27 protein-coding genes are annotated in these 21687 nt (G+C 70.3%); 15 read left to right on the top strand and 12 right to left on the bottom strand.

Annotation, left to right across the window (positions count from 1 at the left end; genetic code table 11):
• Positions 1 to 35: 35 nt before the first annotated feature.
• On the top strand, positions 36 to 425 hold the full coding sequence (locus AB0B91_RS45460) for a hypothetical protein (RefSeq protein WP_358334570.1): 390 nt from the start codon (positions 36 to 38) through the stop codon (positions 423 to 425).
• 56 nt (positions 426 to 481) lie between these two features.
• On the opposite strand, the gene AB0B91_RS45455 is transcribed toward AB0B91_RS45460, so the two are convergent.
• Genes AB0B91_RS45455 through AB0B91_RS45440 form a run of 4 tightly spaced genes read right to left on the bottom strand, consistent with a single transcriptional unit; the run spans position 482 to position 3064 of the window.
• Entirely contained in the window at positions 482 to 1189 is a 708-nt protein-coding gene (locus tag AB0B91_RS45455; RefSeq protein WP_358334567.1) for a hypothetical protein, read from the bottom strand.
• A gap of 25 nt (positions 1190 to 1214) precedes the next feature.
• Positions 1215 to 1619, bottom strand: coding sequence for a glutaredoxin domain-containing protein (locus AB0B91_RS45450; RefSeq protein WP_358334564.1), 405 nt, complete (start codon positions 1617 to 1619; stop codon positions 1215 to 1217).
• A 10-nt stretch (positions 1620 to 1629) separates the two neighbouring features.
• The gene (locus tag AB0B91_RS45445; RefSeq protein ID WP_358334562.1) at positions 1630 to 2499 is read right to left on the bottom strand and encodes a hypothetical protein; all 870 of its coding nucleotides are present in this window, start codon (positions 2497 to 2499) and stop codon (positions 1630 to 1632) included.
• Complete coding sequence (locus tag AB0B91_RS45440) at positions 2492 to 3064, bottom strand: RNA polymerase sigma factor (RefSeq protein ID WP_358334559.1); 573 nt, start codon at positions 3062 to 3064, stop codon at positions 2492 to 2494. The genes AB0B91_RS45445 and AB0B91_RS45440 overlap by 8 nt, the downstream gene beginning before the upstream one ends.
• 155 nt (positions 3065 to 3219) lie before the next feature.
• Here AB0B91_RS45440 and AB0B91_RS45435 point away from each other — a divergent pair, with 155 nt between their 5' ends.
• The 5 genes from AB0B91_RS45435 (at position 3220) to AB0B91_RS45415 (ending at position 9022) form a co-directional block, all read left to right on the top strand.
• On the top strand, positions 3220 to 4599 hold the full coding sequence (locus tag AB0B91_RS45435; protein ID WP_358334556.1) for an FAD-dependent oxidoreductase: 1380 nt from the start codon (positions 3220 to 3222) through the stop codon (positions 4597 to 4599).
• A gap of 46 nt (positions 4600 to 4645) precedes the next feature.
• Positions 4646 to 5794: an FAD-binding oxidoreductase gene (locus AB0B91_RS45430; protein ID WP_358334553.1), complete on the top strand. Its 1149-nt coding sequence runs from the start codon at positions 4646 to 4648 to the stop codon at positions 5792 to 5794.
• 115 nt (positions 5795 to 5909) lie between these two features.
• Positions 5910 to 7124: an FG-GAP-like repeat-containing protein gene (locus tag AB0B91_RS45425; protein WP_358334550.1), complete on the top strand. Its 1215-nt coding sequence runs from the start codon at positions 5910 to 5912 to the stop codon at positions 7122 to 7124.
• A complete protein-coding gene (locus AB0B91_RS45420) occupies positions 7111 to 8745 on the top strand; it encodes an RHS repeat-associated core domain-containing protein (RefSeq protein WP_358334995.1) in 1635 nt (544 codons plus the stop codon). The genes AB0B91_RS45425 and AB0B91_RS45420 overlap by 14 nt, the downstream gene beginning before the upstream one ends.
• Before the next feature lie 124 nt (positions 8746 to 8869).
• Entirely contained in the window at positions 8870 to 9022 is a 153-nt protein-coding gene (locus tag AB0B91_RS45415; RefSeq protein ID WP_358334547.1) for a hypothetical protein, read from the top strand.
• Between the two features lie 30 nt (positions 9023 to 9052).
• Here AB0B91_RS45415 and AB0B91_RS45410 read toward each other — a convergent pair whose 3' ends face one another.
• Entirely contained in the window at positions 9053 to 9715 is a 663-nt protein-coding gene (locus tag AB0B91_RS45410) for a cadmium resistance transporter (RefSeq protein WP_358334544.1), read from the bottom strand.
• A complete protein-coding gene (locus tag AB0B91_RS45405) occupies positions 9652 to 10356 on the bottom strand; it encodes a TetR/AcrR family transcriptional regulator C-terminal domain-containing protein (protein ID WP_358334542.1) in 705 nt (234 codons plus the stop codon). The genes AB0B91_RS45410 and AB0B91_RS45405 overlap by 64 nt, the downstream gene beginning before the upstream one ends.
• Positions 10357 to 10409: 53 nt before the next feature.
• On the opposite strand from AB0B91_RS45405, the gene AB0B91_RS45400 reads away from it, so the two are divergent.
• The 6 genes from AB0B91_RS45400 to AB0B91_RS45375 all read left to right on the top strand — a co-directional run bounded on the left by AB0B91_RS45400 (position 10410) and on the right by AB0B91_RS45375 (position 15034).
• Positions 10410 to 11090: a DUF998 domain-containing protein gene (locus AB0B91_RS45400; protein WP_358334539.1), complete on the top strand. Its 681-nt coding sequence runs from the start codon at positions 10410 to 10412 to the stop codon at positions 11088 to 11090.
• 572 nt (positions 11091 to 11662) lie between these two features.
• Entirely contained in the window at positions 11663 to 12076 is a 414-nt protein-coding gene (locus AB0B91_RS45395; RefSeq protein ID WP_358334536.1) for a helix-turn-helix transcriptional regulator, read from the top strand.
• Between the two features lie 9 nt (positions 12077 to 12085).
• Positions 12086 to 12895, top strand: coding sequence for a molybdate ABC transporter substrate-binding protein (modA, locus tag AB0B91_RS45390; protein ID WP_358334532.1), 810 nt, complete (start codon positions 12086 to 12088; stop codon positions 12893 to 12895).
• Positions 12896 to 12900: 5 nt separating this feature from the next.
• Positions 12901 to 13743, top strand: a complete 843-nt coding sequence (locus tag AB0B91_RS45385) for an ABC transporter permease (RefSeq protein WP_358334529.1) — start codon at positions 12901 to 12903, stop codon at positions 13741 to 13743.
• Positions 13740 to 14777 carry an ABC transporter ATP-binding protein gene (locus AB0B91_RS45380; protein WP_358334527.1) on the top strand — a complete coding sequence of 346 codons (1038 nt, stop codon included), beginning with the start codon at positions 13740 to 13742 and terminating at the stop codon, positions 14775 to 14777. Before AB0B91_RS45385 ends, AB0B91_RS45380 begins: the two co-directional genes overlap by 4 nt.
• Positions 14774 to 15034: a hypothetical protein gene (locus AB0B91_RS45375; protein ID WP_358334524.1), complete on the top strand. Its 261-nt coding sequence runs from the start codon at positions 14774 to 14776 to the stop codon at positions 15032 to 15034. The genes AB0B91_RS45380 and AB0B91_RS45375 overlap by 4 nt, the downstream gene beginning before the upstream one ends.
• On the opposite strand, the gene AB0B91_RS45370 is transcribed toward AB0B91_RS45375, so the two are convergent.
• The 5 genes from AB0B91_RS45370 to AB0B91_RS45350 all read right to left on the bottom strand — a co-directional run bounded on the left by AB0B91_RS45370 (position 15007) and on the right by AB0B91_RS45350 (position 18846).
• Positions 15007 to 15534 (bottom strand): hypothetical protein, encoded by a 528-nt coding sequence (locus tag AB0B91_RS45370; RefSeq protein WP_358334521.1) that lies wholly within the window; start codon positions 15532 to 15534, stop codon positions 15007 to 15009. The two genes, AB0B91_RS45375 and AB0B91_RS45370, sit on opposite strands and share 28 nt — an antisense overlap.
• Positions 15535 to 15640: 106 nt before the next feature.
• Complete coding sequence (locus AB0B91_RS45365; RefSeq protein WP_358334518.1) at positions 15641 to 16594, bottom strand: sporulation protein; 954 nt, start codon at positions 16592 to 16594, stop codon at positions 15641 to 15643.
• A gap of 150 nt (positions 16595 to 16744) precedes the next feature.
• Complete coding sequence (locus AB0B91_RS45360) at positions 16745 to 17566, bottom strand: hypothetical protein (protein WP_358334515.1); 822 nt, start codon at positions 17564 to 17566, stop codon at positions 16745 to 16747.
• A complete protein-coding gene (locus AB0B91_RS45355; protein ID WP_358334512.1) occupies positions 17563 to 18063 on the bottom strand; it encodes a SigE family RNA polymerase sigma factor in 501 nt (166 codons plus the stop codon). Before AB0B91_RS45355 ends, AB0B91_RS45360 begins: the two co-directional genes overlap by 4 nt.
• 81 nt (positions 18064 to 18144) lie before the next feature.
• Positions 18145 to 18846 (bottom strand): TetR/AcrR family transcriptional regulator, encoded by a 702-nt coding sequence (locus tag AB0B91_RS45350; protein ID WP_358334509.1) that lies wholly within the window; start codon positions 18844 to 18846, stop codon positions 18145 to 18147.
• A gap of 119 nt (positions 18847 to 18965) precedes the next feature.
• Between AB0B91_RS45350 and AB0B91_RS45345 the strand changes: the two genes are divergently transcribed.
• Both AB0B91_RS45345 and AB0B91_RS45340 read left to right on the top strand, forming a co-directional pair.
• Positions 18966 to 19730: an SDR family oxidoreductase gene (locus tag AB0B91_RS45345; protein ID WP_358334507.1), complete on the top strand. Its 765-nt coding sequence runs from the start codon at positions 18966 to 18968 to the stop codon at positions 19728 to 19730.
• A complete protein-coding gene (locus tag AB0B91_RS45340; RefSeq protein WP_358334504.1) occupies positions 19727 to 21124 on the top strand; it encodes an MFS transporter in 1398 nt (465 codons plus the stop codon). Before AB0B91_RS45345 ends, AB0B91_RS45340 begins: the two co-directional genes overlap by 4 nt.
• Here AB0B91_RS45340 and AB0B91_RS45335 read toward each other — a convergent pair.
• On the bottom strand, positions 21114 to 21308 hold the full coding sequence (locus AB0B91_RS45335; protein ID WP_358334501.1) for a hypothetical protein: 195 nt from the start codon (positions 21306 to 21308) through the stop codon (positions 21114 to 21116). The genes AB0B91_RS45340 and AB0B91_RS45335 overlap by 11 nt on opposite strands.
• Positions 21309 to 21325: 17 nt before the next feature.
• Here AB0B91_RS45335 and AB0B91_RS45330 point away from each other — a divergent pair, with 17 nt between their 5' ends.
• Positions 21326 to 21667, top strand: coding sequence for a hypothetical protein (locus AB0B91_RS45330; RefSeq protein ID WP_358334498.1), 342 nt, complete (start codon positions 21326 to 21328; stop codon positions 21665 to 21667).
• The last annotated feature ends 20 nt before the right edge of the window (positions 21668 to 21687 follow it).

The raw sequence follows: 21687 nt of genomic DNA, 5'->3' as shown, positions 1-21687 counted from the left end.
TGGTACCACCAGCTACTCCAACGGAGGTGAACCGGATGCTCAGAAACCAGCCGCGTCGAGACCTGCGCTGGCTCAGTCGGGACCTGCACTGGCTCAAGCGACAGGCGCGCAAGGACCGGCGGATCACCGTCTCCGTGCTGACCGGAGTGCTCGCCTTCTGGTACCGGCAGCTCTCCCCGGCTGACCCGATGCCCGCATCAGGACCGCTGCTGGCCCTCTCACTCGGCCTGGTGACCGCGTCGGGGGCGGCCTGGCTGGTGTCGGCGTACTTCCTGGCCATCACGGCTCGGCCGCAGCGGGAGCCGGTCGAGGTGTTGCGGCGGGTGTCGCGGATCTCGCGGGCCAAGGAGTGGGCGTTCTGCTCGCTCAGCGCTTATGTGGCCTGGCATCTGCTGCAGTTCGTCACCGCGCTGCTGGTGCGGTAGGCGCTGTCCGTGGGGCCGCGCGGTGGCCTTGGGCCGCGCGTGCGGGCCGGTGGGCGTCAGCGCGGCTCGGGGGCGCGCGCCGGCGCCCACCTCAGCGGGACCCGCTCCAGTGTGTCCAGCCGCACGCCGGTCCCGGTGTGGACGGCTTGGACGATCTCGGCCGCGCCGAGCTCCGCGACGCCGATTGGCAGGTCGGCCCGCTCATCGCACCAACCGACGATCGCCTCGGCCGTGGCGACGGGCACGGGCTCGGCGAAGTGGACGAGGCTGACGTACCAGCGATCACGCACACGGGCGTGTTCGAGGTCGCGCACCCCGCGAGCGGCCAGCCCGTGCGCGAACCGCTTCTGGAGGGTGACCAGCGTGTCGTCGGCCGGATGTCCGCAGGCGAGCACCCCACCCGCATGGGGACTCACCCCCCGCAGCTCCACCCGGACCGGCGGCAACCCCGCGGCCGCCTCCTGCAGAGCGTCCACGTAAGCCCGCCGGAGCGGATCGTCCGCGGGGATGACGGACCGGTAGGGCTCCAGGGAACGCAGTGTGACGTGCAGGCAGTCCGCGCCGTGCGCCCAGTGCCCTGGGCCGGCTACCGTGCCCGCCTGCTGGGCCAGCTCCACCAGCCGGTCGAGCACCGTACCGACGGGCCGCAGGATCGTGGTGGCTCCCCAGCGAGCCGCTCCCTCCACCATCGGCCGGTCGTAGGTGGCGCGGCCCGACAGGAGGGCGGCGCGTCCGGCGGCGAAAAAGGCGGTGAAGTCGGACATCCGGGCAGTATGCCAGGACCCAGGCCTATTTCCGCGAGGAAGGGCCCTGAGACAGCAGGTGCGGGGCATCCGTCCTGATCGCCGCAAACAGCCGGCGCTTCGACGGGTTCACCATCGCCTTTCCGGCCACCGTCACGGTCGGCACGGTCTCGTTCCCGTCCGCGACCGAGCGGACGAACGCCGCCGCATCGGGGTCTCGCCAGATGTTCACCTCGGCGTGCCGCCACCGCGTGAAGCGCAGCCGCATGCGCAGCCTCATGCAGTACTTGCAGCCGGGCCGCCAATAGACGACCACACCCGTGCGATCGGCCAGCCCGTGCGACGTCGCCCGATCCCGGCGGGGCAGGTTCGCGATGATCATCCACGCCAGGTAGAGGGCGAGAACGGAGATCCCGGCCACGGAGAGCACGCTGGAGATCACGGAGGACATACGAGAAGTATCATTCAGCGGGGAGCTGGTCTGTCCACTCGGCGTCGATCGTCACCCCGCCGTCCTGGCTGGAAGCGATTCCTCCGGTGAGGAGAGCCCAGACAGGTGTGTTGCGGACCCTCGCGGTGTTCGGGTCCACGACCACGGTTTCCAGACCGTGAGCCATCGGAATCTGCAGGCGTCGCCCGCCGTCGGCCTCACCGAGGTCCACGACCCCCGGCCGCGCGGCGAGCGCTCGGTAGGCGGCCGCGCGGACTTGGGGCGAGACCGGCGCCTCGCTGATCAGCGAGAGCAACGTCTCTACGGCGAAGCCGTCCTGCTCGGCGGCGCTCGGCACGCCCGCGCTGGTGCGGACGTCGGCTTCGGCGACAGCCGACCGTAGCCGGGTGTACAGGGCGTTCTCGTCGTCAGGCAGCCGCCGCAGCTCATCGAAGCGCATGCGCAGCGGCCCTACCGCGAACGGCATAGGCTCTCCGGGGAACTTCAAGAGCCTGCCATCGCCTTTCAGCCCCTTGCCTTTGAGCCAGAACTGACCGTCTCGCCGGTACCAGTACTGCTCCAGCGGATGCCCCTCGTGGGTGATGGTGATGTGCCAGTACGTCCCGGAGCCCTCGGGAGTGCGCTCCGCGGTGGCGGCGGCGACGAGCAGAACGTCCCGCCCACTCTCGATCGATGGCGGAGAGTCGCCGAAACGGCTGGACGCGATCACGAGCGCGGCGGCAGTGGCCGCGGCGGCCAGGGGGATCAGGAACCACCGTGCCCGTCGCTTGGGAGCGTGGCGGCCCATGTCGGCCCGCAACTGCCGGCGCCGCCGGGCGACCGTCTCGGGGGATGGGTCGGGCTTGGCGAGCAGGGTGCCGATCTCGCGTAGGTCATCCATTGTTGTCCTCCTTGGCCATCTCACGGTGGATCTTGTTCCGAGCACGGTTGAGCCGGGAGCCGACGGTTCCGTAGGAGACGCCGAGGGCATCGGCCACCTCCTGGTGTGTGAGCTCCGCCAGGTAGATCAGCGTCAACACGTCGCGCTCGCCCCGATTGAGCGCGGCCAGGCCCCCGGCCAGGCTGGATCTCATGTGTTGTGCCATGACCGAGTCGATCACGCGCTCCTCGTGGCTGTCGGCGGGAGGTTCGGCGCTCGTACGAGCCAGTGCCCGGTAGTGGCGGGCTTCCTTGCGCCGGTGGCGGGCGATCAGGTTCGTGGCGATGCCGAACAGCCAGGGCCGGATCCCTCCACGGGCGGGATCGAAGCGCTCCCGGTCGCGGAAGGCCAGGCAGAACGTCTCCGCCGCGATGTCCTCCCCGACCTGGACGTCCAGGCGGCCGGCCGCGTACAGGTACACCTCGCGGAAGTAACGGTCGTAGACGGCCGTGAACTCCTCCGCGTCCAGCCGGAAGCGGGCGACGAGTTCGTCGTCGTCCTCTTGCTCGCGCGTCTCCGTCGTCACATCTTCACCCTCCTGCGAACGGTTGTCCCCCTCCCTTCGCCGCACCCCGCTAAGGCTTTCCCGCGGTCCTGTCCGACATAAGAGGACACGGACGATGACAGCGGCGAGCCCGGTGATGACAGAGATCTGGCAGTACGGGCCGGCACTGTCGCGCCATGACCGAGAAGACGGACGTTCTCATCGTCGGCGGCGGACCCACCGGGCTCACTCTCGCCGTGGATCTGGCCAGGCGCGGCGTCGACTGCCGCATCGTGGAGCAGGCGTCGGAGCCCACCGGTGGCTCCAAGGGCAAGGGGCTGCAGCCCCGTACGCAGGAGGTTTTGGATGATCTAGGGGTGATCGACCGGGTTCACGCGGCCACGACGCTCTATCCGCCGCTGCGGGTGAGAATCGGCAGGGTGCCGGTGTACCAGGGCCGGATGCACAAGCTCACCGCCCCCACGGACGCGGTGCCGTACCCGATGGTGATGATGCATCCGCAGTGGCGCACCGAGGCCGTGCTGCGTGAGCGGCTGGCCGAGCTGGGCGGGAAGGTGGAGCAGGGCGTCGAGCTGACCGGGTTCGAGCAGGACGCGGGCGGGGTGACGGCCCGGCTGGGCACCGGGGAGACTCTGCGGGCGGACTACCTGGTGGCGGCCGACGGCGGCAAGAGCCGCGTCCGCAAGGCGCTCGGCATCGGTTTCACCGGGCAGACCCGCGACGAGGAGCGAATGGTCCTTGGCGACGTGCGGATCGAGGGGCTCGGCCGGGACCACATCCATGTCTGGGTCCGGCCTGACAAGGGAATGGTGGCGCTCTATCCGATGGCCGGCACCGACACCTTCCAGATGCTCGCCCCGCTGAAGCCGGGCGTTGCGCCGGACCTGACGCTGTCCGGTTACCAGCAGATCTTCGCCGAACGGTCGATGCTGCGCGGGGTTCGGATCACCGAGCTGCTGTGGTCGTCCCTGTACCGGGTGAACATCCGCCTGGCCGACAGCTACCGGTCCGGCCGGGTCTTTCTCGCCGGGGACGCCGTCCACGTGCACTCGCCCGCGGGTGGGCAAGGCCTCAACACCGGCGTGCAGGACGCCTACAACCTGGGCTGGAAGCTCGCCCGGGTGCTCGCCGGCGCACCGGAGGCGCTGCTCGACACGTACGAGGAGGAGCGCCGGCCGGTTGCCGCCCGCGTGCTCGGCCTCAGCACCGACCTGCACGACAAGAAGTCCTACAAACGCGACGAGGAGACCCATCAGCTGCTGGTGAGCTATCGGGGCGGCTCGCTGGCCCGGCGCGGCGGGGACCGGGTGCCGGACGGCCGGGTGCGGCTGGCCGACGGGAGCGAGGCGCGGATGTTCGACCTGTTGCGGGGGACGCATTTCACGCTGCTGTCGCCTGATCCCGCACCTCTTGTGGTGAACGGGCCAGAGGTGCGGGCGTACGAGCTGGCCGAGCCGTACGGTGACGAGCGGCATACGCTGGTCAGGCCGGATGGCTATGTGGGGATCTCGACCTCGTCGGCGGAAGAGCTCGCTGATTATTTGGCGATGGTGTAGGCGTTCCGCGAGCGGCCCACGCCTGCTCGAAGAAGTGAGGAGACACATGGCAGACCAGACCGCGGCTCAACGGGTCATCGTCCTCGGAGGCGGCATCCTCGGCATGTCCACCGCCGTGCACCTCGTACGCGGGGGCGCCGAGGTCGTCCTGGTCACCGAGGCGGAACTGGCCAGCGGGGCGTCGGGACGTTCGCTGTCCTGGCTCAACTCGGCGGGGACGCGGTCCCCTTCGTACCATCTCCTGCGCCTGCTCGGCATCGACCGCTATCGCACCCTGTTCGCCGCCGACCCGGCCCGGGAGTGGTTGCGCTTCGACGGCGGCCTGTGGTGGCCGACCCCTCACAGAACCGAGGCGGTCCGCGCACAGCACGCGCACGAAGTCGCGAACGGCTATGAGTCACACCTCGTCGACCGCGCGGACGTCGGCCGCCGGGTCGCCGGCGTCCAGGCGGGGCCGAGCGGGCAACTCGCGATCCACAATCCGGGCGAGGGCTGGGTGTCCCTCCCCCACCTGATCCAGGAGCTGGCGGACGAACTGGTCCGCCTCGGGGGGCAGATCGTCACCGGCGCCGGGCATTGCTCGGTGACGGTGCGGGACGGCCGCGCGCGAGGAGTGACCGGCGCCGACGGCACGTCATGGCGCGGTGACGCCGTCGTGGTCGCCTGCGGCGCGCAGACGCCGGCCGTGCTCGCGGACCTCGGCGTGGAGCTCCCCGACGGGTCCCCGCTGTCCATGCTCGTCATCACCGAGCCGGTCAGCACCGAGGTCACGACGGTGCTGAACACTCCGCGCGCGGCGATGCGGCCCAATCCCGGGTCGACGTTCGCGATCGACCACAGCTGGTACGAAGATCACATCGTCGAGCACGAGGACGGCACCTGCTCGATCGACGAGATCTACGTCAAGGAGCTCGTCGCCGAAGCGTCCGCCCTGTTCGACGGGGACATCTCGCTTGAGGCGGCCTCGTGGAAGCTCGGGCGCAAACCCGTGCCGGGCGACGGCCAGCCGGTGTTCGGCGAACTCCAGGCGGTGCCCGGCTGCCATGTGGCGTTCACGCACTCCGGGGCGACGCTGGGACTCATCGCCGGCGAGCTCACCGCGTACGAAGTGCTCACCGGCGCCAGGCACCCGGTCCTGAAGGACTTCCGCCCCGAACGCTTCACCGGAGCCCGGAAGGGCTACCGCGTTCGTTGACAAGGTGTATGCCGTTGGGTGTAGGGGGTTTTCCACCCTGTGGCTGACGCCCTGACCTCCTCGTCCTGGATATCTTCGCCGGGGTTCAGTCCCTGTCTAGGCGGAGGTCGGATCAATGGCCCGTTATCGTCCGCTCGTCTGGTTATGCGTCCTCGCGACGATCGCGTCCGAGACCGTGACGGGCCTGGCGCCCGCCGCCGCGCACGCCGCGACGCCCTGTACAGCCGCCGACCTGTACACCCGCCGGGTGGCGGCCCCTGCCACCGCCACGACCGGGGCCAGGTTCGGCGCGACGGCGGTGAGCGGTGACTTCAACAAGGACGGCTACGCCGACGTGGCCGTGGGCGCGCCCCAGGACACCGTGGGAGGTGTGGCGGGCGGGAGCGTCACGGTGTTCAAGGGGTCGGCGAACGGCCTGGTCACGCCGGGCACCCGGATCACGCAGGCCAATGGGGTCGGCGGCATTGAGGCGGGTGACCGGTTCGGGGCCGCGCTGGCGGCGGGCGACTTCAACAAGGACGGGTACGCCGATCTCGCCGTGAGCTCGCCGGGCGAGGCGGTCGGCTCGGCGGCGAACGCGGGCTCGATCGCCGTCTTCCCCGGCGGCTCGGGCGGGCTGTCGAACGGCAACTGGTACGACCAGACGACCGGCGGCGGCGGCAACGAGGCCGGTGACAACTTCGGCGCCGCGCTGGCGGCGGGCGACTTGAACGGCGACGGCTACGCCGACCTGGCCATCGGGGTGCCGGGTGAGGTCCCCTACCAGGAGACCGCCAAGGGCGGGGCCGTCTTCGTGTACAAGGGCTCCTCCAGCGGGATCGTCGGGGGATGGACGGCCAAGCAGGAGGACGCCGGCGGCAGTACCGAGGCCGGTGACCGGTTCGGCGCCGCGCTCGCGACCGGCAACGTGACCGGCAGCTCGCACGCCGACCTCGTGGTGGGCGCGCCGGCGGAGGCACCGGGGTCCGACCCGGCAGGCAGTGGCGCCATCTACGTCATCCCGGGGGCCGCGTCCGGCAAGGCGGCAGGCTTCGGCCTGACGCAGGAGGGCAACGGGGGCGGCAACGAGGCCGGCGACAACTTCGGCACCGCGCTCGCCGTCGGCAACTTCGACAAGGACGGCTACGCCGACCTCGCCGTCGGCGTTCCTGGCGAGGTGCTGGGCGCCGACCTGAAGAGCGGCTCTGTCGTGATCTTCCCTGGCGCCGCGAGCAAGCTGGGCACGGCCTTCTGGCTGCAGGAGGCCGGGGCGGCCGAACAGGCGACGTCGGGCGACAGGTTCGGGGCCGCGCTGACGACCGGCGACGCCCGACCGGCTGGCCACGCGTGACGGCGCGCGCCTGTCGTACTCGGGGACCGGCGACGAGCCGACGAGCGACGGGACGTTCCGCTACGCCCGGGGTCCCGCGGAGGAACTGCTCGCCTACGGCCAGGGGTCCGGCGGGCAGGTCGCGCTCGCCGACAAGCACGGCGACCAGGTCGGCGGCTTCGTCCCCGGCGCCGCCCTGTCCGGCCTGGACGACTCGGCCGCCTATGATCCCTTCGGCAGGGTCACCGCGAGCCGGGGCGGTGTCCCACCCGTCGGCTTCCAGGGGGACTGGACCGACCCCGGCACCGGGCACGTCGACATGGGCGCCCGCTGGTACGACCCGCAGACCGGGACGTTCGACAGCCGCGACGACCTCACGCTCGACCCGCTGCCCGACTCCGTCGCCGGCAACCGCTACACCTACGCCGACGCCGGGCCACTCGACGCCGCCGATCCCTCGGGGCACTGCAGCACCCGGACCGGGTGGACCTCCGACTGCTGGTCGGCGTTCCTGGAGATGCTGCGTACCTGCCAGAACCTCACGCCGCTCGGCCAGCTCTACAAGATCTACTACCTGATGGGCGGATCCGCGTACTTCTGGATGCCCCCGCCGTGGGTCTGGTTCGGCGGCGGCTCCGGAGGTTCCGGCGGCTCGGGCGGTGGGAGTGGCGGGAGCGGCGGGAGCGGCTACAACGGCCCGACTCCCGCTCAACAGGCGGCGGCCGCACGGGCCCGCGCCATCGCCGCTGCCCGCGCCAGGACGGCGGCGGCCAAGCACAGGGCCGAGCAGGACGCGAAGAAGAACGCCCGCAAGATCAAAGAGGGGCTGCGCCGTCCCCGATACGCCGACCCCAAACAGCGCATATCCGACGGCATCCGCCGCCCGGCCACCGTCACCGACGGCACCAACGACGTCGTGGGCGACACCACCCGGTCGCTGTGGCGGATGCACGACCGGGCCGTGCGCGACGCCGGACCGGTGATCCACCCGACCACCCCGGCGGCCCTCGCGCCGCCCGAGGCGCTGCCGGTGAACGTGCCGGACGCCGCCGGTGCACCGGCCACCGAACCGGTCAAGGTGGTGAAGGCGCCCACGCCCGAGCCCGCCACCGACGCGCTGGGCGGTGGCGCCCAGCCTCCTGGTTCGCTGCGCGTGGCCGGCGACATGTGCGACGAGGACGAGATCCTCACCTCGGTCGGCTGCGAGAGCCCGCTCGACACGCTCAAGCGCGTGGTGAACAACCTGCGCGACCACTTCACCAAGAACCCGGACGACATGCGCCGGTACCTGAGCCAGCCGGAGATGGACGCCGCGCTCAACCCGAAGGGCGGATTCCTCGGGCGGATCAACGTCGGCAAGGCCGTGGAGCGGGCCGCCGCCAACCACCCCGACATCAACCAGCACTTCTTCACGGTCACCGGCAAGGACATGCCGGACTTCGTGGCCATCAGGACGCTGCGCATGTACGAGGTGACCACCAACACGCCGAGCGCCTTCTTCAGCCACGTGAACCGCGGCTACGTCGACCCCACCCAGTACGTGCCCTACGGTCAGGTGCCCTTCGGAACCGGGCTGTTGCCGCGATTGCCGCAGCCCGGCATGGTGGAACCGAAGTTTCCCTTCCCGAAGGCAGGACCATGACCGTCACCCGGCCGGGGTGAGCGTTGCCCATCAATCCCACCTCGCTCGCCCGTCGGGCGGCCGCGCTAGAAGCGCCGCCGCCCGACGGTGCCCTGGCGGCGGCGATGGCTGTGGGGACGTGGCCGTGGGGACGTGGCCGTGGGAGGCGTCCGAGCTGGGCAAGGGCCGCCCGCCCGACGCTCTCTCAATGACACGGGCCGCGCTGGTGAACGGGCCACTGATGATGCGCAGGCGAGCGCCGTTCACCGTCATGGCCGTCTCGGCGGGGCGGCGCTGAACGAAATGTTGATCATCCGCCTTGACTGATTCAGCGGCGGAAGGCGCCGCCTTGGATGAGGATGAGCAGGCCGAGCGCGATCAGGACGATGGGCAGGAGGAGGTGGCCCCATCGGCTGAGGGCCTTGGCGATGACGGGCCGGGTGGCGAAGAACCTGCCCGCCAGGCACCACACGGCCACCAGAACAAGGAAGACGACCGCGTAGACGCTCATCCCGCCGAGACCGGCGGTGGCGAGGACGGGGACGTAGACACCGATGTTGTCGCCGCCGTTGGCGAAGGTGACCGCGGCGACCTCCAGTGCCCTGGGGCCGCCTGTCTTGGTCTGCTCGTCGTCGGCGTGCTCGCCGTTGACGTGGTCGCGCCATGCCTGCCAGGCGGCCTTGAGGCCCAGGGCCAGGGGTAGCAGGCCGAGGTAGGGGATGACGCGCTCGGGCAGGAAGGTGGCGCCGAAGGCGGCTGCGGTGGCGACGGCGAGGATGGCGGTGAACCCGAGGTACTGGCCCAGGATGATCCGCGAGGTGGCGCCGCGGTGCCCGGCCCCTTGGGCGAAGAACAGGGCGAGGATCACGATGTCGTCGATGTTGGTGACGGCGAACAGGCCGGCGGCCTGCCCGATGATGCCCACGTTCACGAGGCGAGGCGGGCGGCGATGCCGTCGAGGACGTGTTCGAGCCCGGTCTCGAACTGCCATTGCAGGTCATCCTTGCGAGCGCCTTCACGGACGTAGCGTTGGAACGCCGGATAGCGGCCTGTGTTCAACAGCCAGGTCATCTGTGCGGAAAGCCCCGCCCGGGTCTCGTCGCCGCTGGTCCAGCCTCGATCGTCCATCAGTTGCCGTAGACCGATCTCGGCGCCGGTGGCACCGTGCACGTAGGCGGCGACAGTGCGGAAAACGGTCATTGCCGTGTCAACGTCGAGGTTCAGGCTGTGCAGCGCGCCGAGCGCTCGCTCCGTGAGGGCCATCCGGTTGGGCGTCAGCTCGTACACCATCTGCGAAGCGGAGAGCCGGGTGAGCCAAGGGTGCTTCAGCACCAGGGCGCGAACGCCCATGGCCAGTGCGCGCAGGGTCTCCCGCCAACCGGCACCGTCCGGGAGATTCACCTCGCCGTAGACGAGGTCGACCATCAGCTCCAGGACATCGTCCTTGCCCGCCACGTGACGGTAGGCGGACATCGGAGCGACGCCCAACTCGGTGGCGAGGCGTCGCATCGTGATGGCGTCGAGCCCCTCGGCGTCGGCGATGGCCACCGCTGCCACGGCGATCCGCTGGGCGGACAGGGCCTGCCGTGCCGCGGTAGCGGTCTCTTCGAGCCGCTCCCAAAGGGATGTCATGCCGCTTCCTCTCTGATGAGTACAACGTATTTTAGTCTGTGTACGATGTACGCATGAGCATACCTCGTACACAGATTCCGCTGGTCCTGGGTGCGGCCGGTCCGGTCATCTTCATCACGGCGTACCTCGTCAACGGGGCGGCACAGCCCGGCTACAGCTCCTGGCACGACACCATCAGCGCGCTCAGCCTGGCCCCCCACGGCTGGCTCCAGATCGCCAACTTCGTGCTCTACGGAGTGCTCACGCTGTGCTTCGCCGAAGGACTCAGACGTTCGGGTGCCGTCAACACGCGGGGATATGCGCTCCTCGTCGCCGCCGGGGTGGGCCTCATCCTCATCGGCCCGTTCCGAACGGATCCGATCCTCGGCTTCCCGGCCGGTGAGCCTGCCGTTGTCACCCTGGGCGGCACCGTGCACAATCTCGGCGCCCTGGTGGTGTTCGTGGCGTTTTCGGCCGCCGCTTTCGTCGCCGCGCGCCGCCCGCTTCGCGGTTGGTCCGTCTTCTCGATCGCCAGCGGCGCCGTTTCCCTCGTTGCGGTCGCAGCGTTCTTCGCGACTGTCGCGGCGGCTCAAGGCCACGATGGCGGAGACTCTCCGGCCGGCTTCTTCGAGCGGTTGCCGACGCTCTTCATCGGGCTCTGGCAGGTCGCGTTCGCGGTCCGGGTTCTGACCGGGCGAGCGATTCACCGCGCACAGCGAACGGGCGCGCCTGAAGGTGCGCCGCAGGTGGCGTGAGGTGGCGAGCAACCTTGGTCGCAGGAGGCCCAGTCCTCATCGGTGCGCTGACCGCTGCCGTCGGCGCGACCATAGCCGCCAACCTCGACCCGCCATGCTCTCCCCTTGGTCATGCTTGCCGGCGATCGCGCAGCCAGACCAGGTGTGCGAGGCCCGGGGTGCTGTTACTACTCACCCGCGAAATCAGTGATGCGTTCCTGATCGGCGGGTGGGTGCGAGGGATAGGACTTGGTGCCGGTTTCGAGTCCATCTTGTCCCGCTCCGTCCAGCCAGTCCGGCGAAGCGTGCTTGGCAGGCGGTCCGAGCGGAGCGAGGTCTTTCAGGGGGCGGGCGTCAGCCCGCCTGGGAGAGCGTCCGGAGCGTAGCGGAGGACCTTTTGGGAGCGTGGGCATCAAACGGCCAACCACCGAATCGGGTGACGGGTGGGGGGAAGAACGTCCGGAGCGAAGCGGAGGGCCTTTTTGGGCGGGTGAAGGTGTCGTGGATGCCATGGCAAAACTAGTGATCGTGCCGCGCTTGCGGCGAACTACCGGTCTTCAGCCTGGAATGTGCGAAGGGTATGGTGATTGCTTGTGACGACGTTCCGGATCAGCGAGGCCGCCGCGTTGCTCGGGGTCAGCTCCGACACCGTGCGCCGGTGGGTGGACGCGGGGCGGCTGGCGGCCGGGCGGGACGAGCACGGCCATCGGCGTCTGGACGGTGCGGATCTGGCTGCCTTCGCTCGTGCGCAGATCGAGTCGGCCGGCGATGGTGGCCGGTCCTCGGCGCGTAATCGCTTTCGCGGGATCGTGACCGAGGTGATCAGGGACGCGGTGATGGCGCAGGTGGAGATCGCGGCGGGACCGTACCGGGTGGTGTCGCTGATGAGCCGTCAGGCCGCTGATGAGCTGGGTCTGGAGCCGGGGGTGGTGGCGGTCGCCGTGATCAAGTCCACCAACGTCGTCGTCGAGATTCCCGGCCACGAACGCGTGGCCGGCAGCCAGTAAGGAGCCACATTGGTGTTCAGGCGTCTTTCCCGGTGGGCGATCGCCGTGCCCGTCGCGCTCACGCTGGCGGGCCTGGCCGGTTGCGGCTCCGGCGAACCGGCCACGTCCGGCACCTCCGCCTCGGCTTCGGCGTCTGCCGGTGGCGGGGCCAAGGAGGTGACGGTGTTCGCCGCCGCGTCCCTGACCGGTACGTTCACCGAGCTCGGCAAGACCTTCGAGGCCGCCCACCCGGGCACCACGGTGAAGTTCAACTTCGGCTCCAGCGCGACGCTGGCCCAGCAGATCACCCAGGGGGCTCCGGCCGACGTGTTCGCCGCGGCCAGTCCGGCCACCATGAAGACGGTGACCGACGCCTCCTTGGCGAGCGCGCCGACCACGTTCGTCCGCAACAAGCTGCAGATCGCCGTACCCGCCGACAATCCGGCCAAGGTGGACGATCTGAAAGACCTGACCGACCCCAAGGTGAAGGTCGCCCTGTGCGCCGAGCAGGTGCCGTGCGGTGCGGCGGCGATCAAGGCGCTGGACGCGGCCGGGTTGAAGGTCAAGCCGGTCACCCTGGAGCAGGACGTCAAGGCCACCCTGACCAAGGTCGAACTCGGGGAGGTGGACGCCGCGCTGGTCTACACGACCGACGTGATCGCCTCGGCGGGCAAGGTGAAGGGCATCACCTTCCCCGAGGCGGACAAGGCGATCAACGACTACCCGATCGTCACCCTGACCAAGGCGCCCGCGGGTGACCTGGCCAAGCAGTTCGTCGACCTGGTGCTGTCGCCACAGGGCAAGGACGTGCTGACCAAGGCCGGGTTCGAGGCTCCCTGACGGAGATGACCCATTCAGCGCCGCACCGCCCCCGCCGCGAACAGCTGCGCGGCGGGGCAGCCGGCATTTCCGGGCGTCTGCCCTGGGTGCTGGTGGTGCCGGCCGTACTCGGGCTGGCCTTCCTGGTGTTGCCGCTGGCCGGGTTGCTGGTACGGGCGCCCTGGCCGACCCTGCTGGAACGGCTGGCCGAGCCGCAGGTGCTGCAGGCGCTGCGGCTGTCGCTGGTGACCGCCACCATCGCGACGGTCGTGTGCCTGCTGCTCGGGGTGCCGCTGGCCTGGCTGCTGGCCCGGGTGTCGTTCCCCGGCCGGCGGCTGGTGCGGGCCCTGGTCACCGTGCCGCTGGTGCTGCCGCCGGTGGTCGGCGGGGTGGCGCTGCTGCTCGTACTGGGGCGACGGGGGCTGATCGGGCAATGGCTGGAGGCGACGTTCGGCATCACGCTGCCTTTCACCACCGCCGGGGTCGTCGTCGCCGAGGCGTTCGTGGCGATGCCGTTCCTGGTGATCAGTGTCGAAGGCGCGCTACGCGCCGCTGACCAGCGCTTCGAGGAGGCGGCCGCCACGCTCGGGGCCTCGCGCTGGATCGTGTTCCGGCGCGTCACGCTGCCGCTCATCGCCCCGGGCGTCGTAGCCGGGGCGGTGCTGTGCTGGGCGCGGGCGCTGGGTGAGTTCGGGGCCACCATCACCTTCGCCGGCAACTTCCCCGGCACCACCCAGACCATGCCGCTGGCCGTCTACCTGGCGCTGGAGACCGAGCCGGAGGCCGCGATCGTGCTCAGTCTCGTCCTGCTCGCCGTCTCGGTGATCATCCTGTCGAGCCTGCGCGATCGGTGGGTGAACTCCCCATGACCGACGGTCTGCGGGCCCGGCTGGTCGTCACCCGGCCCGCGTTCGCCCTGGACATCGCCCTGGAGGCCGCCCCCGGCGAAGTGGTCGCGCTGCTCGGCCCCAACGGCGCGGGCAAGACCACCGCCCTGCGCGCCCTGGCCGGGCTCACCCCCCTGTCCGATGGGCAGATCACCCTCGACGGCCTCCCCCTGCACACCCAGGCCGCCGAAGAACGGCCCATCGGCATGGTCTTCCAGGACTACCTGCTCTTCCCTCACCTGACGGCGCTGGACAACGTCGCCTTCGGGCCGCGCTGCCACGGCGCCTCCAAGGCCGAGGCCCGCCGTACCGCCGCCGCCCTGCTGGACCGCGTCGGCCTGGCCGACCGCGCCGCCGCCAAGCCCCGGCACCTGTCCGGCGGCCAGGCGCAGCGGGTCGCCCTGGCCCGGGCGCTGGCCGTACACCCGCGCCTGCTGCTGCTCGACGAGCCGCTCGCGGCGCTCGACGCGCACACCCGGCTGGAGATCCGTTCGCAGTTGCGCCGGCACCTGGCCGACTTCGACGGCGCCACCGTTCTGGTCACCCATGATCCGCTCGACGCCATGGTGCTCGCCGACCGGCTCATCGTGATCGAGAACGGCGCCATCGTCCAGCAGGGCGGCCCCGCCGAAGTGGCCCGTCAGCCGCGTACCGACTACGTGGCCCGGCTGGTCGGGCTCAACCTCTACCAGGGCCTGTCCGACGGCCATCGGGTCAAGGTAGGCGACCTACTGCTCAGCACCACCGAGCACCTCCAAGGCCCGGTGTTCGTGGCCTTCCCGCCCGCCGCCGTGGCCCTCTACCGCACCCGCCCCGACGGCAGCCCGCGCAACCTGTGGCAGGCCACGATCGACGGCATCGAACGGCACGGCGACAACGTACGCGTCCACCTCAGCGGCCCCGTCACCGCCTTCGCCGACATCACCCCGGCCGCCCTCGCCGACCTCGACCTCACCCCCGGCCAGCGGATCTGGGCGTCGGTGAAGGCCACCGAGACGCACGCCTACCCGGCATGAACGCGCACCCGCCGGACGGCTGCCACGACGGCAACGCCATCTGCCTCGGCGGCCCGTGCCACGGTCTGCTCACCCACATCGACCAGGACATCGGTCACTTGACGGTCCCCGTCCCGCGGCGTTCACCCGACGAGCCCGAGACCGGCGCCCGTTACCGCGTCACCCGCGAGCGGGTGCGCTACTGCGGCCAGGCGGAGGCCTACATCGCCCTGCATTGGGTTGGTGCGCCCTATTCTTGCGGGCAGTCATCCCCATAGCCGGTCGTCGGCGGACAATCTGATCTCCGCGATCTGGCTGATGTGCCTGGCCCCGCAGCGATCTCCCGGCACCACCAGGTGCGGGCCCTGATCGTCACCACCGTCATGGTCAGCACGGAGGCCGCGAACAGCGCCACCGCTCCGGCCACCAGCGGGTTGACGAAGCCGGGCACCAGGTCAGGGCCGCATGTGGTGTCGTGGAGCGGCCACATGTCCTGCGATCCGTTCGCCGGACCGCGGTAGCCGTAGCTGTACAAGTCCGGCCGGACCAGCCCGCACCGGTCGTCCGGGTCGGTCAATGCCCCGAAGGTCGTCGACTTCAGCCCGTACCCGTAGGTGGCGATCGCCGCACACAGCGCCGCTGCGGGCAGCCACCAACCCGTCCACCGCCGGCCTCGGGCTCGGGCTCGCAGCGCGAGAGCCGGGAGCACGAGAGCGGCCAGCGCCGGGACCGGCCAGACCAGCATCAGCAGGAGCAGCGCGATGAAGACGATTTCCATCAGAGTGTGACTCTACGGCAGTCGGCGTATCAGGTGATCATGGCCTCTGGCAGGACAACCCGCTGGTTGGGCGGGTTGGCCTGCCAGACAGCGGCGTCTGGCGCTTCTACCAGTCGCCTCCTCCGTCTTCCTCGTCGCTTTCGAAGATCTCTTCGGCGACCTCGGCCGCGACGAACCCGCCGACCAAGCCCGCGGCTCCGGCCGCCGCAACCGTTCCCCAACCGGGGCCACCGTGGTCGTCGTGGTCGTAGTGCCCGTGTTGGGAGCCATGGCCGCCGAGCAACCCGGCGTGGCCGTATTGGGTCAGCCCGGCCAGCCAGCGGTCGAGCTCGCCGGGCCAGTCAGTACGCAGCGCGTCGTCGTGGCTGACGTGGAAGCGGCCGATGGCGTCACCGGAGTAACGGCCGGCCCGCTTGTCGGCCTCCAGGATGACGTCCAGACCCGCCGGCCCGGCCACGAAGGTGACCTCGACCTCGCCCACGACTCCGGCGTGCTGGGGCGGCGGGTAGAACTCGATCTCCTGGTAGAACGGCAGGTCCTGGTGCACGCCGTACAGCCGGCCGGCCTCCAGATCGGCGGCCTTGAACTGGAAACCGAGCTGTAGGAACGCCTGCAGGATGCGGAGCTGGGAGGGCAGGGGTTCGACCGCGATCAGGTCCAGGTCGCCTTTGTCGACGGCCTTGGCGATGGCCAGTTCGGTGCGTACGCCCAGCGCCATGCCGGTCAGCGGCCGGCCGTCGATCTCGCTGATCGGCGTCTCCCACGGCACCGGGATCTGGAAGTCGAGGCTGCGGTTCTCGCCTTGACGCAGCGTGAACGGGCCCGAGACCTGGGCGCGGGAGAACTCACCCAGCCCTGCGTGCTCACCCTCGCCGTGCTCGATCTCCACCCGGGCCACCAGGCCGAGGGTGATGTGCTCGATCTCGGCGTCGAAGTCGCCGCCCTTGAGACGTACCTCGCCGGCCAGCATGCCGCCCGGCTGGATCCGCGGGGTGGAAAGGACGGTGTCCACCGAGGGCGCGCCCACGCCGAAGGCACCCAGCATCCGCTTGAAGACCACGCTGTCGTCTCCCTGTTGTCGAGATTGGTTGTGTCAGCCGCCCGCCTTAACGATCAGCGCGAGGGCCGGGTTCCAGGGCGAGTAAAGCGGGTCTTCCGACGGCGACGCAGGGGATCGGCGCATGGTGGTGTAATGCGGCGCTTTCTCTGGCTACTTAGCCGCCGAGGGTGCGCCGCTCGATGCGGACTCGGCTCCGGCGGGTCGGTCGTAGACCCCTACGGCCCAGTTGCCGGGACGTTCACCGACTTCGGCCGACAGTCGTTCGAGCACTTCGGGGCGCCGCAGTGCCCAGGAAGCAGTGCTCTCGTCGTCGTCACACTCCGTCGACTTCGACTTCGGGGTCGGCTTGCAATCCGTGACGGCTTTCGCCACCTCCCGGATGGGGGCGTCCGCCGGAAAGACCCAGATTTGCAGGGACTGCGGCTTCTTCAGCCAGTCGGTGGGTGCTGAAAGCTCGTCGTGATGGCTGCCCAGTGCATTCTTGCACCGTCCGGTCATACCCCCCAGTTCGCCGCCCTTGAGCTTTTGCACTGTGACCACCCACGCCTGCGGATCGTCGCAGACCACCTTGTACCCGGTGGAGAGACTGGTCGGAGTGAAGGTCACCGTCCGGCCGACGCCCGTCGTCTCGAACCGCTGGGAGTGCATGAGGGGGAGATCGAATTTCTCCGCCCCGAGCACCACGGAATAGCTCGCGGGCAGCTTCGGCCCGGAATCGACCTGAGCCGAGCTCGCTGGGCGGCTCGCGACCGACGTCCTGTCCGCCTGGGGTCCGGCCAGCAGGCCGTTCACCAGTCCGGCGGCCGTTACGGCGACGGCCATGGTCGCCCCGGCCGTCAGCGCTCGCCGAGTACGGCGCATGCGGCGGCCGCGCCGTACGATCGCGTCGAGATGAGCAGGCGGTTCGCCGCCCGCGGGGTCCTGGCCGAACTCCGTCAGGAACTGCCGCAGGTCGCTCTCGGTGTGCCTCATCGCTGGACCCTCTCCAAGTTCATGGTCTGAATATCCGGATCCACCCGAAGACGGGTGAGGGCTCGGCTGAGCTGGCTCTTCACCGCTCCCAGTGAGCACCCGACGATGTCGGCGACCTGGGTGAGTGTCCGTCCCTCGAAGTAGTGCAGAACGACCACGGCGCGCTGGCGCGAAGAGAGTGTGCCGATGGCGCTCCACATCGCGGCATGGTCGGCCACCTCGGCGGCCGGGTCGCGTGGATCGGCCGTCTCAGGGATGCTCTCGGCCGGCACTTCTCCGCGCCACCGCCTGCGCCACCACGACGCGTGGGTGTTCACGATGATCCGATAGACGTAGGGGTCGGGGTTACCCTCGATCCGCCGCCAGGCGATCCATGCCTTCGCCAGCGCGGTCTGCACCAGATCCTCGGCCGTGCCCCAGTCCCGGGCGAGGAGATAGGCCATCCGGCACAGCCGTAAGTGCCGCTGTGCCACATATTCGGCGAACCCGTCGTCCATCGATCATCTCCGTCTCGTTGTCTCCGGCGATGACTACCGCTTGGGAGACGCATACGGATGACGGACGTCCCGTACCAAATTTCAGCTGGGAGAGGTGAGGCCCAGGGACCGGACCAGTTCGGTGATCTCGGCGCGGTAGACCTTGGCCGGGTTGCGGGTCTGGCCGCTCAGATGACCGTAAATCTCCAGGGACAGCAGGCCGTGCAGGCGGCCCCACATGCGCAGCGCCTCGGCGATCGCGGCGGGCGGCAGGCCGGGGAACTCCGCGCGGACCTTCGTGACCAGGGCTTCGTCGAAGTCGGCCCAGTCGTAGGCGTCCGCGGGACGGATCCGTTCGGTCTGCGGCCAGGCGCCGGCGACGAGGCCCGTCAGTCCCATGCAGGTGCGGTGTTCGGCCTCGGGCGCGGCACCGCCCTCGGGGACCTGGTAGCCGGGCACCGGGTCGCCGTAGATCAGCCGGAAGCCCTGCGGGTTGGCCAGCGCCCACTCGCGGAAGGCCAGCGCCCACGCCAGGATCCGCCCGGAGGGATCATCCCGGGGTACGGTGTCGCGCGCCGCCTCCAGCGCGTCGACCAGCGAGGTGTGCACGTCCCGGATCAGCGTGGTGATCAGGTCATCGCGGGTCGGGAAATAGCCGTAGATGGCGCCTGCGGTCATGCCCATCTCGCGCGCGATGGCGCGCAGCGAGATCGCGTCGGGGCCACCCTCGGCCATGAGCTTCAACGCGATCGCGCGGATCTCGGCAATGGTCTCGGCCCGCAGGCGGGCGCGCCGGTTCAGCATCTGATCGCCCTCTGGTTAACCACGCTTGACAGCCTACAGCGTTCAGTGGCTAATCTTCGTGCAGCAACTACACGCCGTTCAGTTTCTCGACGGCGTGCTGCCGAATGAAGGGATCGAACATGAATCTGGGTCTGTCCGGAAGCACCGCCGTGGTCACCGGAGCCGGCCGCGGCATCGGGCTGGCGATCGTGCGCGCGCTCACCGCCGAAGGCGTCCAGGTCGCCGCGGCGGCCCGCACCGTCACTCCGGAGCTCAAGGAGACCGGCGCTGTGGCCGTCGAGGCCGACCTGACCACCGCCGAGGGCGCCGCGCTGCTCGTCGACCGGGCGGTCGCCGAGCTCGGCGGTGTCGATGTGCTGGTCAACAATGTCGGCGGCGGTGAGGACTTCGCCGTCGGCGGTTTCCTGAGCGCGGACGACGACCTGTGGCGTCGTGCGTTCGACCGCAACTTCTTCAGCGCGGTCCGGGTCACCCGTGCCGCGCTGCCGAGCCTGCTGCGGCGGCGCGGCACGATCGTCAACATCTCCTCCGTGGTGGCCCGCGTGCCCGGCGCCGGAACGGTCGACTACAGCGTGCCCAAGGCTGCGCTGACCGCTTTGGGCAAGGCGTTGGACGAGGAGTTCGGGCCCCAGGGCGTGCGGGTGACCACCGTGTCGCCGGGGCCGGTGCGCACCGCGTTCTGGGACACCGTCGCCACCGCCTATGGCACCGACTCCGCCGGCCTGCTCGCCGGTCTTCCTGCCTCGGCCGGGATGACGACCGGACGGGTCATCGAGCCGGACGAGGTCGCCGACCTGGTCGTGTTCCTGGCCTCCGGCCGCGCCCGCAGCATCGCCGGCAGCGACCACCTGCTGGACGGCGGCGCCGTGAAGGCCGCCTCGTGATCCGGCCCGGCCGGATGCTGGCGCTCTTGGCGTTCGCCCAGTTCACCGTCGCGGTCGACTACAACATCGTCTACGTCGCGCTTCCCGACATCGGGCGGGCCATCGGCTTCTCCGCCCAGTCGCTGCAGTGGGTCGTCAGCGCGTACGCGGTCGCGTTCGGCGGGTTCCTGCTGTTCGGCGGGCGGCTCGTCGACCGGTTAGGCGGACGGCGGGTGTTCATTCTCGGCTCGGTGATCTTCGGGTTGGCGTGCCTGGCCGGTGGGTTCGCCACCGAGCCGGGCGTACTCGTCGCCGCGCGGGCGGCGCAAGGGTTCGGCGGTGCGCTGCTGTCCCCCGCCACCCTGATGCTGATCAACACGCGGTTCGAGGAGGGCCCGGCGCGGACCCGCGCTCTGGCCGTCTGGGGCGCGGCAGGCAGCGGCGGGCTGGCCGCCGGCGCACTGTCAGGCGGCGTGCTCACCCAGGCATGGGGCTGGGAGTGGGTGCTGTTCGTCCTGGTGCCGCCGGCGTTGGCCGCCGCCGCGCTCGCCCCGGCCGTACTTCCGCCGGACGAACGGCACGCGGTGACGCGCGGCGGGTTCGACGTGCCCGGCGCCGTCCTGGCCACGCTCGGATCGGCGCTGCTGGTGCTCGGGCTGGTCGGCGGCCCGGAAGCGGGGTGGGTCTCGGTGCGCGGTCTGGGTTTCCTGGCGGCCGGTCTGCTGCTGTTGGGGGCATTTGCCCTGGTCGAGGGGAGAACGAAGGACGCGCTGGTGCCGCTGCGACTGTTCGCCGATCGCGGGCTGGTGACGGCGATCGGCGTGATCCTGGTCTTCCAGAGTGCCTTGGGTGGCGCGTATTACCTGTTCACCACCTACCTGCAGGGGGTGCTCGGGTACGAGGCGCTGGAGGCCGGGCTCGCCTTCGTTCCGCTGACGGTCATCTCCATGGGCGCGTCGCTGCGACTGGCCGGAGCGCTGCTCGTCCGCTGGGGGCCCCGCGCGACGCTGTTCGCCGGGATGGCCGTGAACGGCACGGGCATGGTCCTGCTGGCGGTGGCCATGTCGACGGGAGCCTCCTACTGGATGCTGCTGCCGGGCGTGGCGGTCTGGGGCATCGGCGGAGGCGTGACCTTTCCGGCGATGTTCGTGTGCGCCGCCTCGGGCGTGCGCCCCAGCGAGGCGGGCATCGCGTCCGCCGTGGCCACCACCGCCCAGCAGGTCGGCGGCGCGGCGGGCCTGGCCGTCCTGGTGGCCATCGCCACGGCGGGCCTTGGCGATCCACCCGCGGCGCAGGCGGTGCTGGACGGCCTGCGCACGGCGATGTGGATCGGCGGCACCGCCTCCGTTCTGGGCGGCCTGCTGGCTTTTGTTCTTCCCCGCCCGAAGGCGGCTGTCACTCCCGTCAGCGGCTGAGGACAGCTGGTCGCCGCCAGGTTCGCTCGCCGAGCAGGGCCATCGCGGCCGGCAGCAGTACGCCGCGGACCACGGTCGCGTCGATGAGGATGGCGACCGCCATACCGAGTCCCAGCATCTTGTACTCGGTGGGCGGCTGCCCGATGTTCAACGACGACTCCGACTGGGCCCGTAACACCGTCATTCCCGCCATCTCCCGACATGCTCCGGGAGGTCGCCCGCGCCCATGACGTGGAATTCCTCGACCTGCGCAACCTGTTCGACGGCCACGAGGCCTGCGCCAACCGGGCGCGGCAAGCCACCGCCGCCAACTCTCTTCAGAACCCGCTACCCGGCGACATCAGTGAATGGACCCGCTTCCTTGTCGTCCTGGAATCCCAGGGCCAGGCGCAGGAATCCGTTCACCCCAACTACTACGGCCAGCAGGCCATCGGCACCTGCCTGACCCAACTGTGGGACCACAAGGGAACCGAGAAGAACCACAGCTGCACCGGCACCCCCGGCCGCGGCCCGGCGGAGGTGACCCTCACCAGCAGCGAGTGAGCCCGGCGGGACTGGCATGC

This window comes from Nonomuraea sp. NPDC049141 (assembly GCF_040648415.1).
GTDB lineage: Bacteria > Actinomycetota > Actinomycetes > Streptosporangiales > Streptosporangiaceae > Nonomuraea.
The sequence above is the reverse complement of the archived record's forward strand: the minus strand, read 5'-3'. Positions and strand labels throughout refer to the sequence as shown.

What these genes read in the sequence shown, in the direction of transcription:
- AB0B91_RS45460 (WP_358334570.1), top strand. Translation starts at nt 36, where the DNA reads ATGCTCAGAAACCAGCCGCGTCGAGACCTGCGCTGGCTCAGTCGGGAC.
- AB0B91_RS45455 (WP_358334567.1), bottom strand. Translation starts at nt 1,189, where the DNA reads ATGTCCGACTTCACCGCCTTTTTCGCCGCCGGACGCGCCGCCCTCCTG.
- AB0B91_RS45450 (WP_358334564.1), bottom strand. Translation starts at nt 1,619, where the DNA reads ATGTCCTCCGTGATCTCCAGCGTGCTCTCCGTGGCCGGGATCTCCGTT.
- AB0B91_RS45445 (WP_358334562.1), bottom strand. Translation starts at nt 2,499, where the DNA reads ATGGATGACCTACGCGAGATCGGCACCCTGCTCGCCAAGCCCGACCCA.
- AB0B91_RS45435 (WP_358334556.1), top strand. Translation starts at nt 3,220, where the DNA reads ATGACCGAGAAGACGGACGTTCTCATCGTCGGCGGCGGACCCACCGGG.
- AB0B91_RS45430 (WP_358334553.1), top strand. Translation starts at nt 4,646, where the DNA reads ATGGCAGACCAGACCGCGGCTCAACGGGTCATCGTCCTCGGAGGCGGC.
- AB0B91_RS45425 (WP_358334550.1), top strand. Translation starts at nt 5,910, where the DNA reads ATGGCCCGTTATCGTCCGCTCGTCTGGTTATGCGTCCTCGCGACGATC.
- AB0B91_RS45410 (WP_358334544.1), bottom strand. Translation starts at nt 9,715, where the DNA reads ATGGCAGTTCGAGACCGGGCTCGAACACGTCCTCGACGGCATCGCCGC.
- AB0B91_RS45405 (WP_358334542.1), bottom strand. Translation starts at nt 10,356, where the DNA reads ATGACATCCCTTTGGGAGCGGCTCGAAGAGACCGCTACCGCGGCACGG.
- AB0B91_RS45400 (WP_358334539.1), top strand. Translation starts at nt 10,410, where the DNA reads ATGAGCATACCTCGTACACAGATTCCGCTGGTCCTGGGTGCGGCCGGT.
- AB0B91_RS45385 (WP_358334529.1), top strand. Translation starts at nt 12,901, where the DNA reads ATGACCCATTCAGCGCCGCACCGCCCCCGCCGCGAACAGCTGCGCGGC.
- AB0B91_RS45380 (WP_358334527.1), top strand. Translation starts at nt 13,740, where the DNA reads ATGACCGACGGTCTGCGGGCCCGGCTGGTCGTCACCCGGCCCGCGTTC.
- AB0B91_RS45375 (WP_358334524.1), top strand. Translation starts at nt 14,774, where the DNA reads ATGAACGCGCACCCGCCGGACGGCTGCCACGACGGCAACGCCATCTGC.
- AB0B91_RS45370 (WP_358334521.1), bottom strand. Translation starts at nt 15,534, where the DNA reads ATGGAAATCGTCTTCATCGCGCTGCTCCTGCTGATGCTGGTCTGGCCG.
- AB0B91_RS45360 (WP_358334515.1), bottom strand. Translation starts at nt 17,566, where the DNA reads ATGAGGCACACCGAGAGCGACCTGCGGCAGTTCCTGACGGAGTTCGGC.
- AB0B91_RS45355 (WP_358334512.1), bottom strand. Translation starts at nt 18,063, where the DNA reads ATGGACGACGGGTTCGCCGAATATGTGGCACAGCGGCACTTACGGCTG.
- AB0B91_RS45350 (WP_358334509.1), bottom strand. Translation starts at nt 18,846, where the DNA reads ATGCTGAACCGGCGCGCCCGCCTGCGGGCCGAGACCATTGCCGAGATC.
- AB0B91_RS45345 (WP_358334507.1), top strand. Translation starts at nt 18,966, where the DNA reads ATGAATCTGGGTCTGTCCGGAAGCACCGCCGTGGTCACCGGAGCCGGC.
- AB0B91_RS45335 (WP_358334501.1), bottom strand. Translation starts at nt 21,308, where the DNA reads ATGACGGTGTTACGGGCCCAGTCGGAGTCGTCGTTGAACATCGGGCAG.
- AB0B91_RS45330 (WP_358334498.1), top strand. Translation starts at nt 21,326, where the DNA reads ATGCTCCGGGAGGTCGCCCGCGCCCATGACGTGGAATTCCTCGACCTG.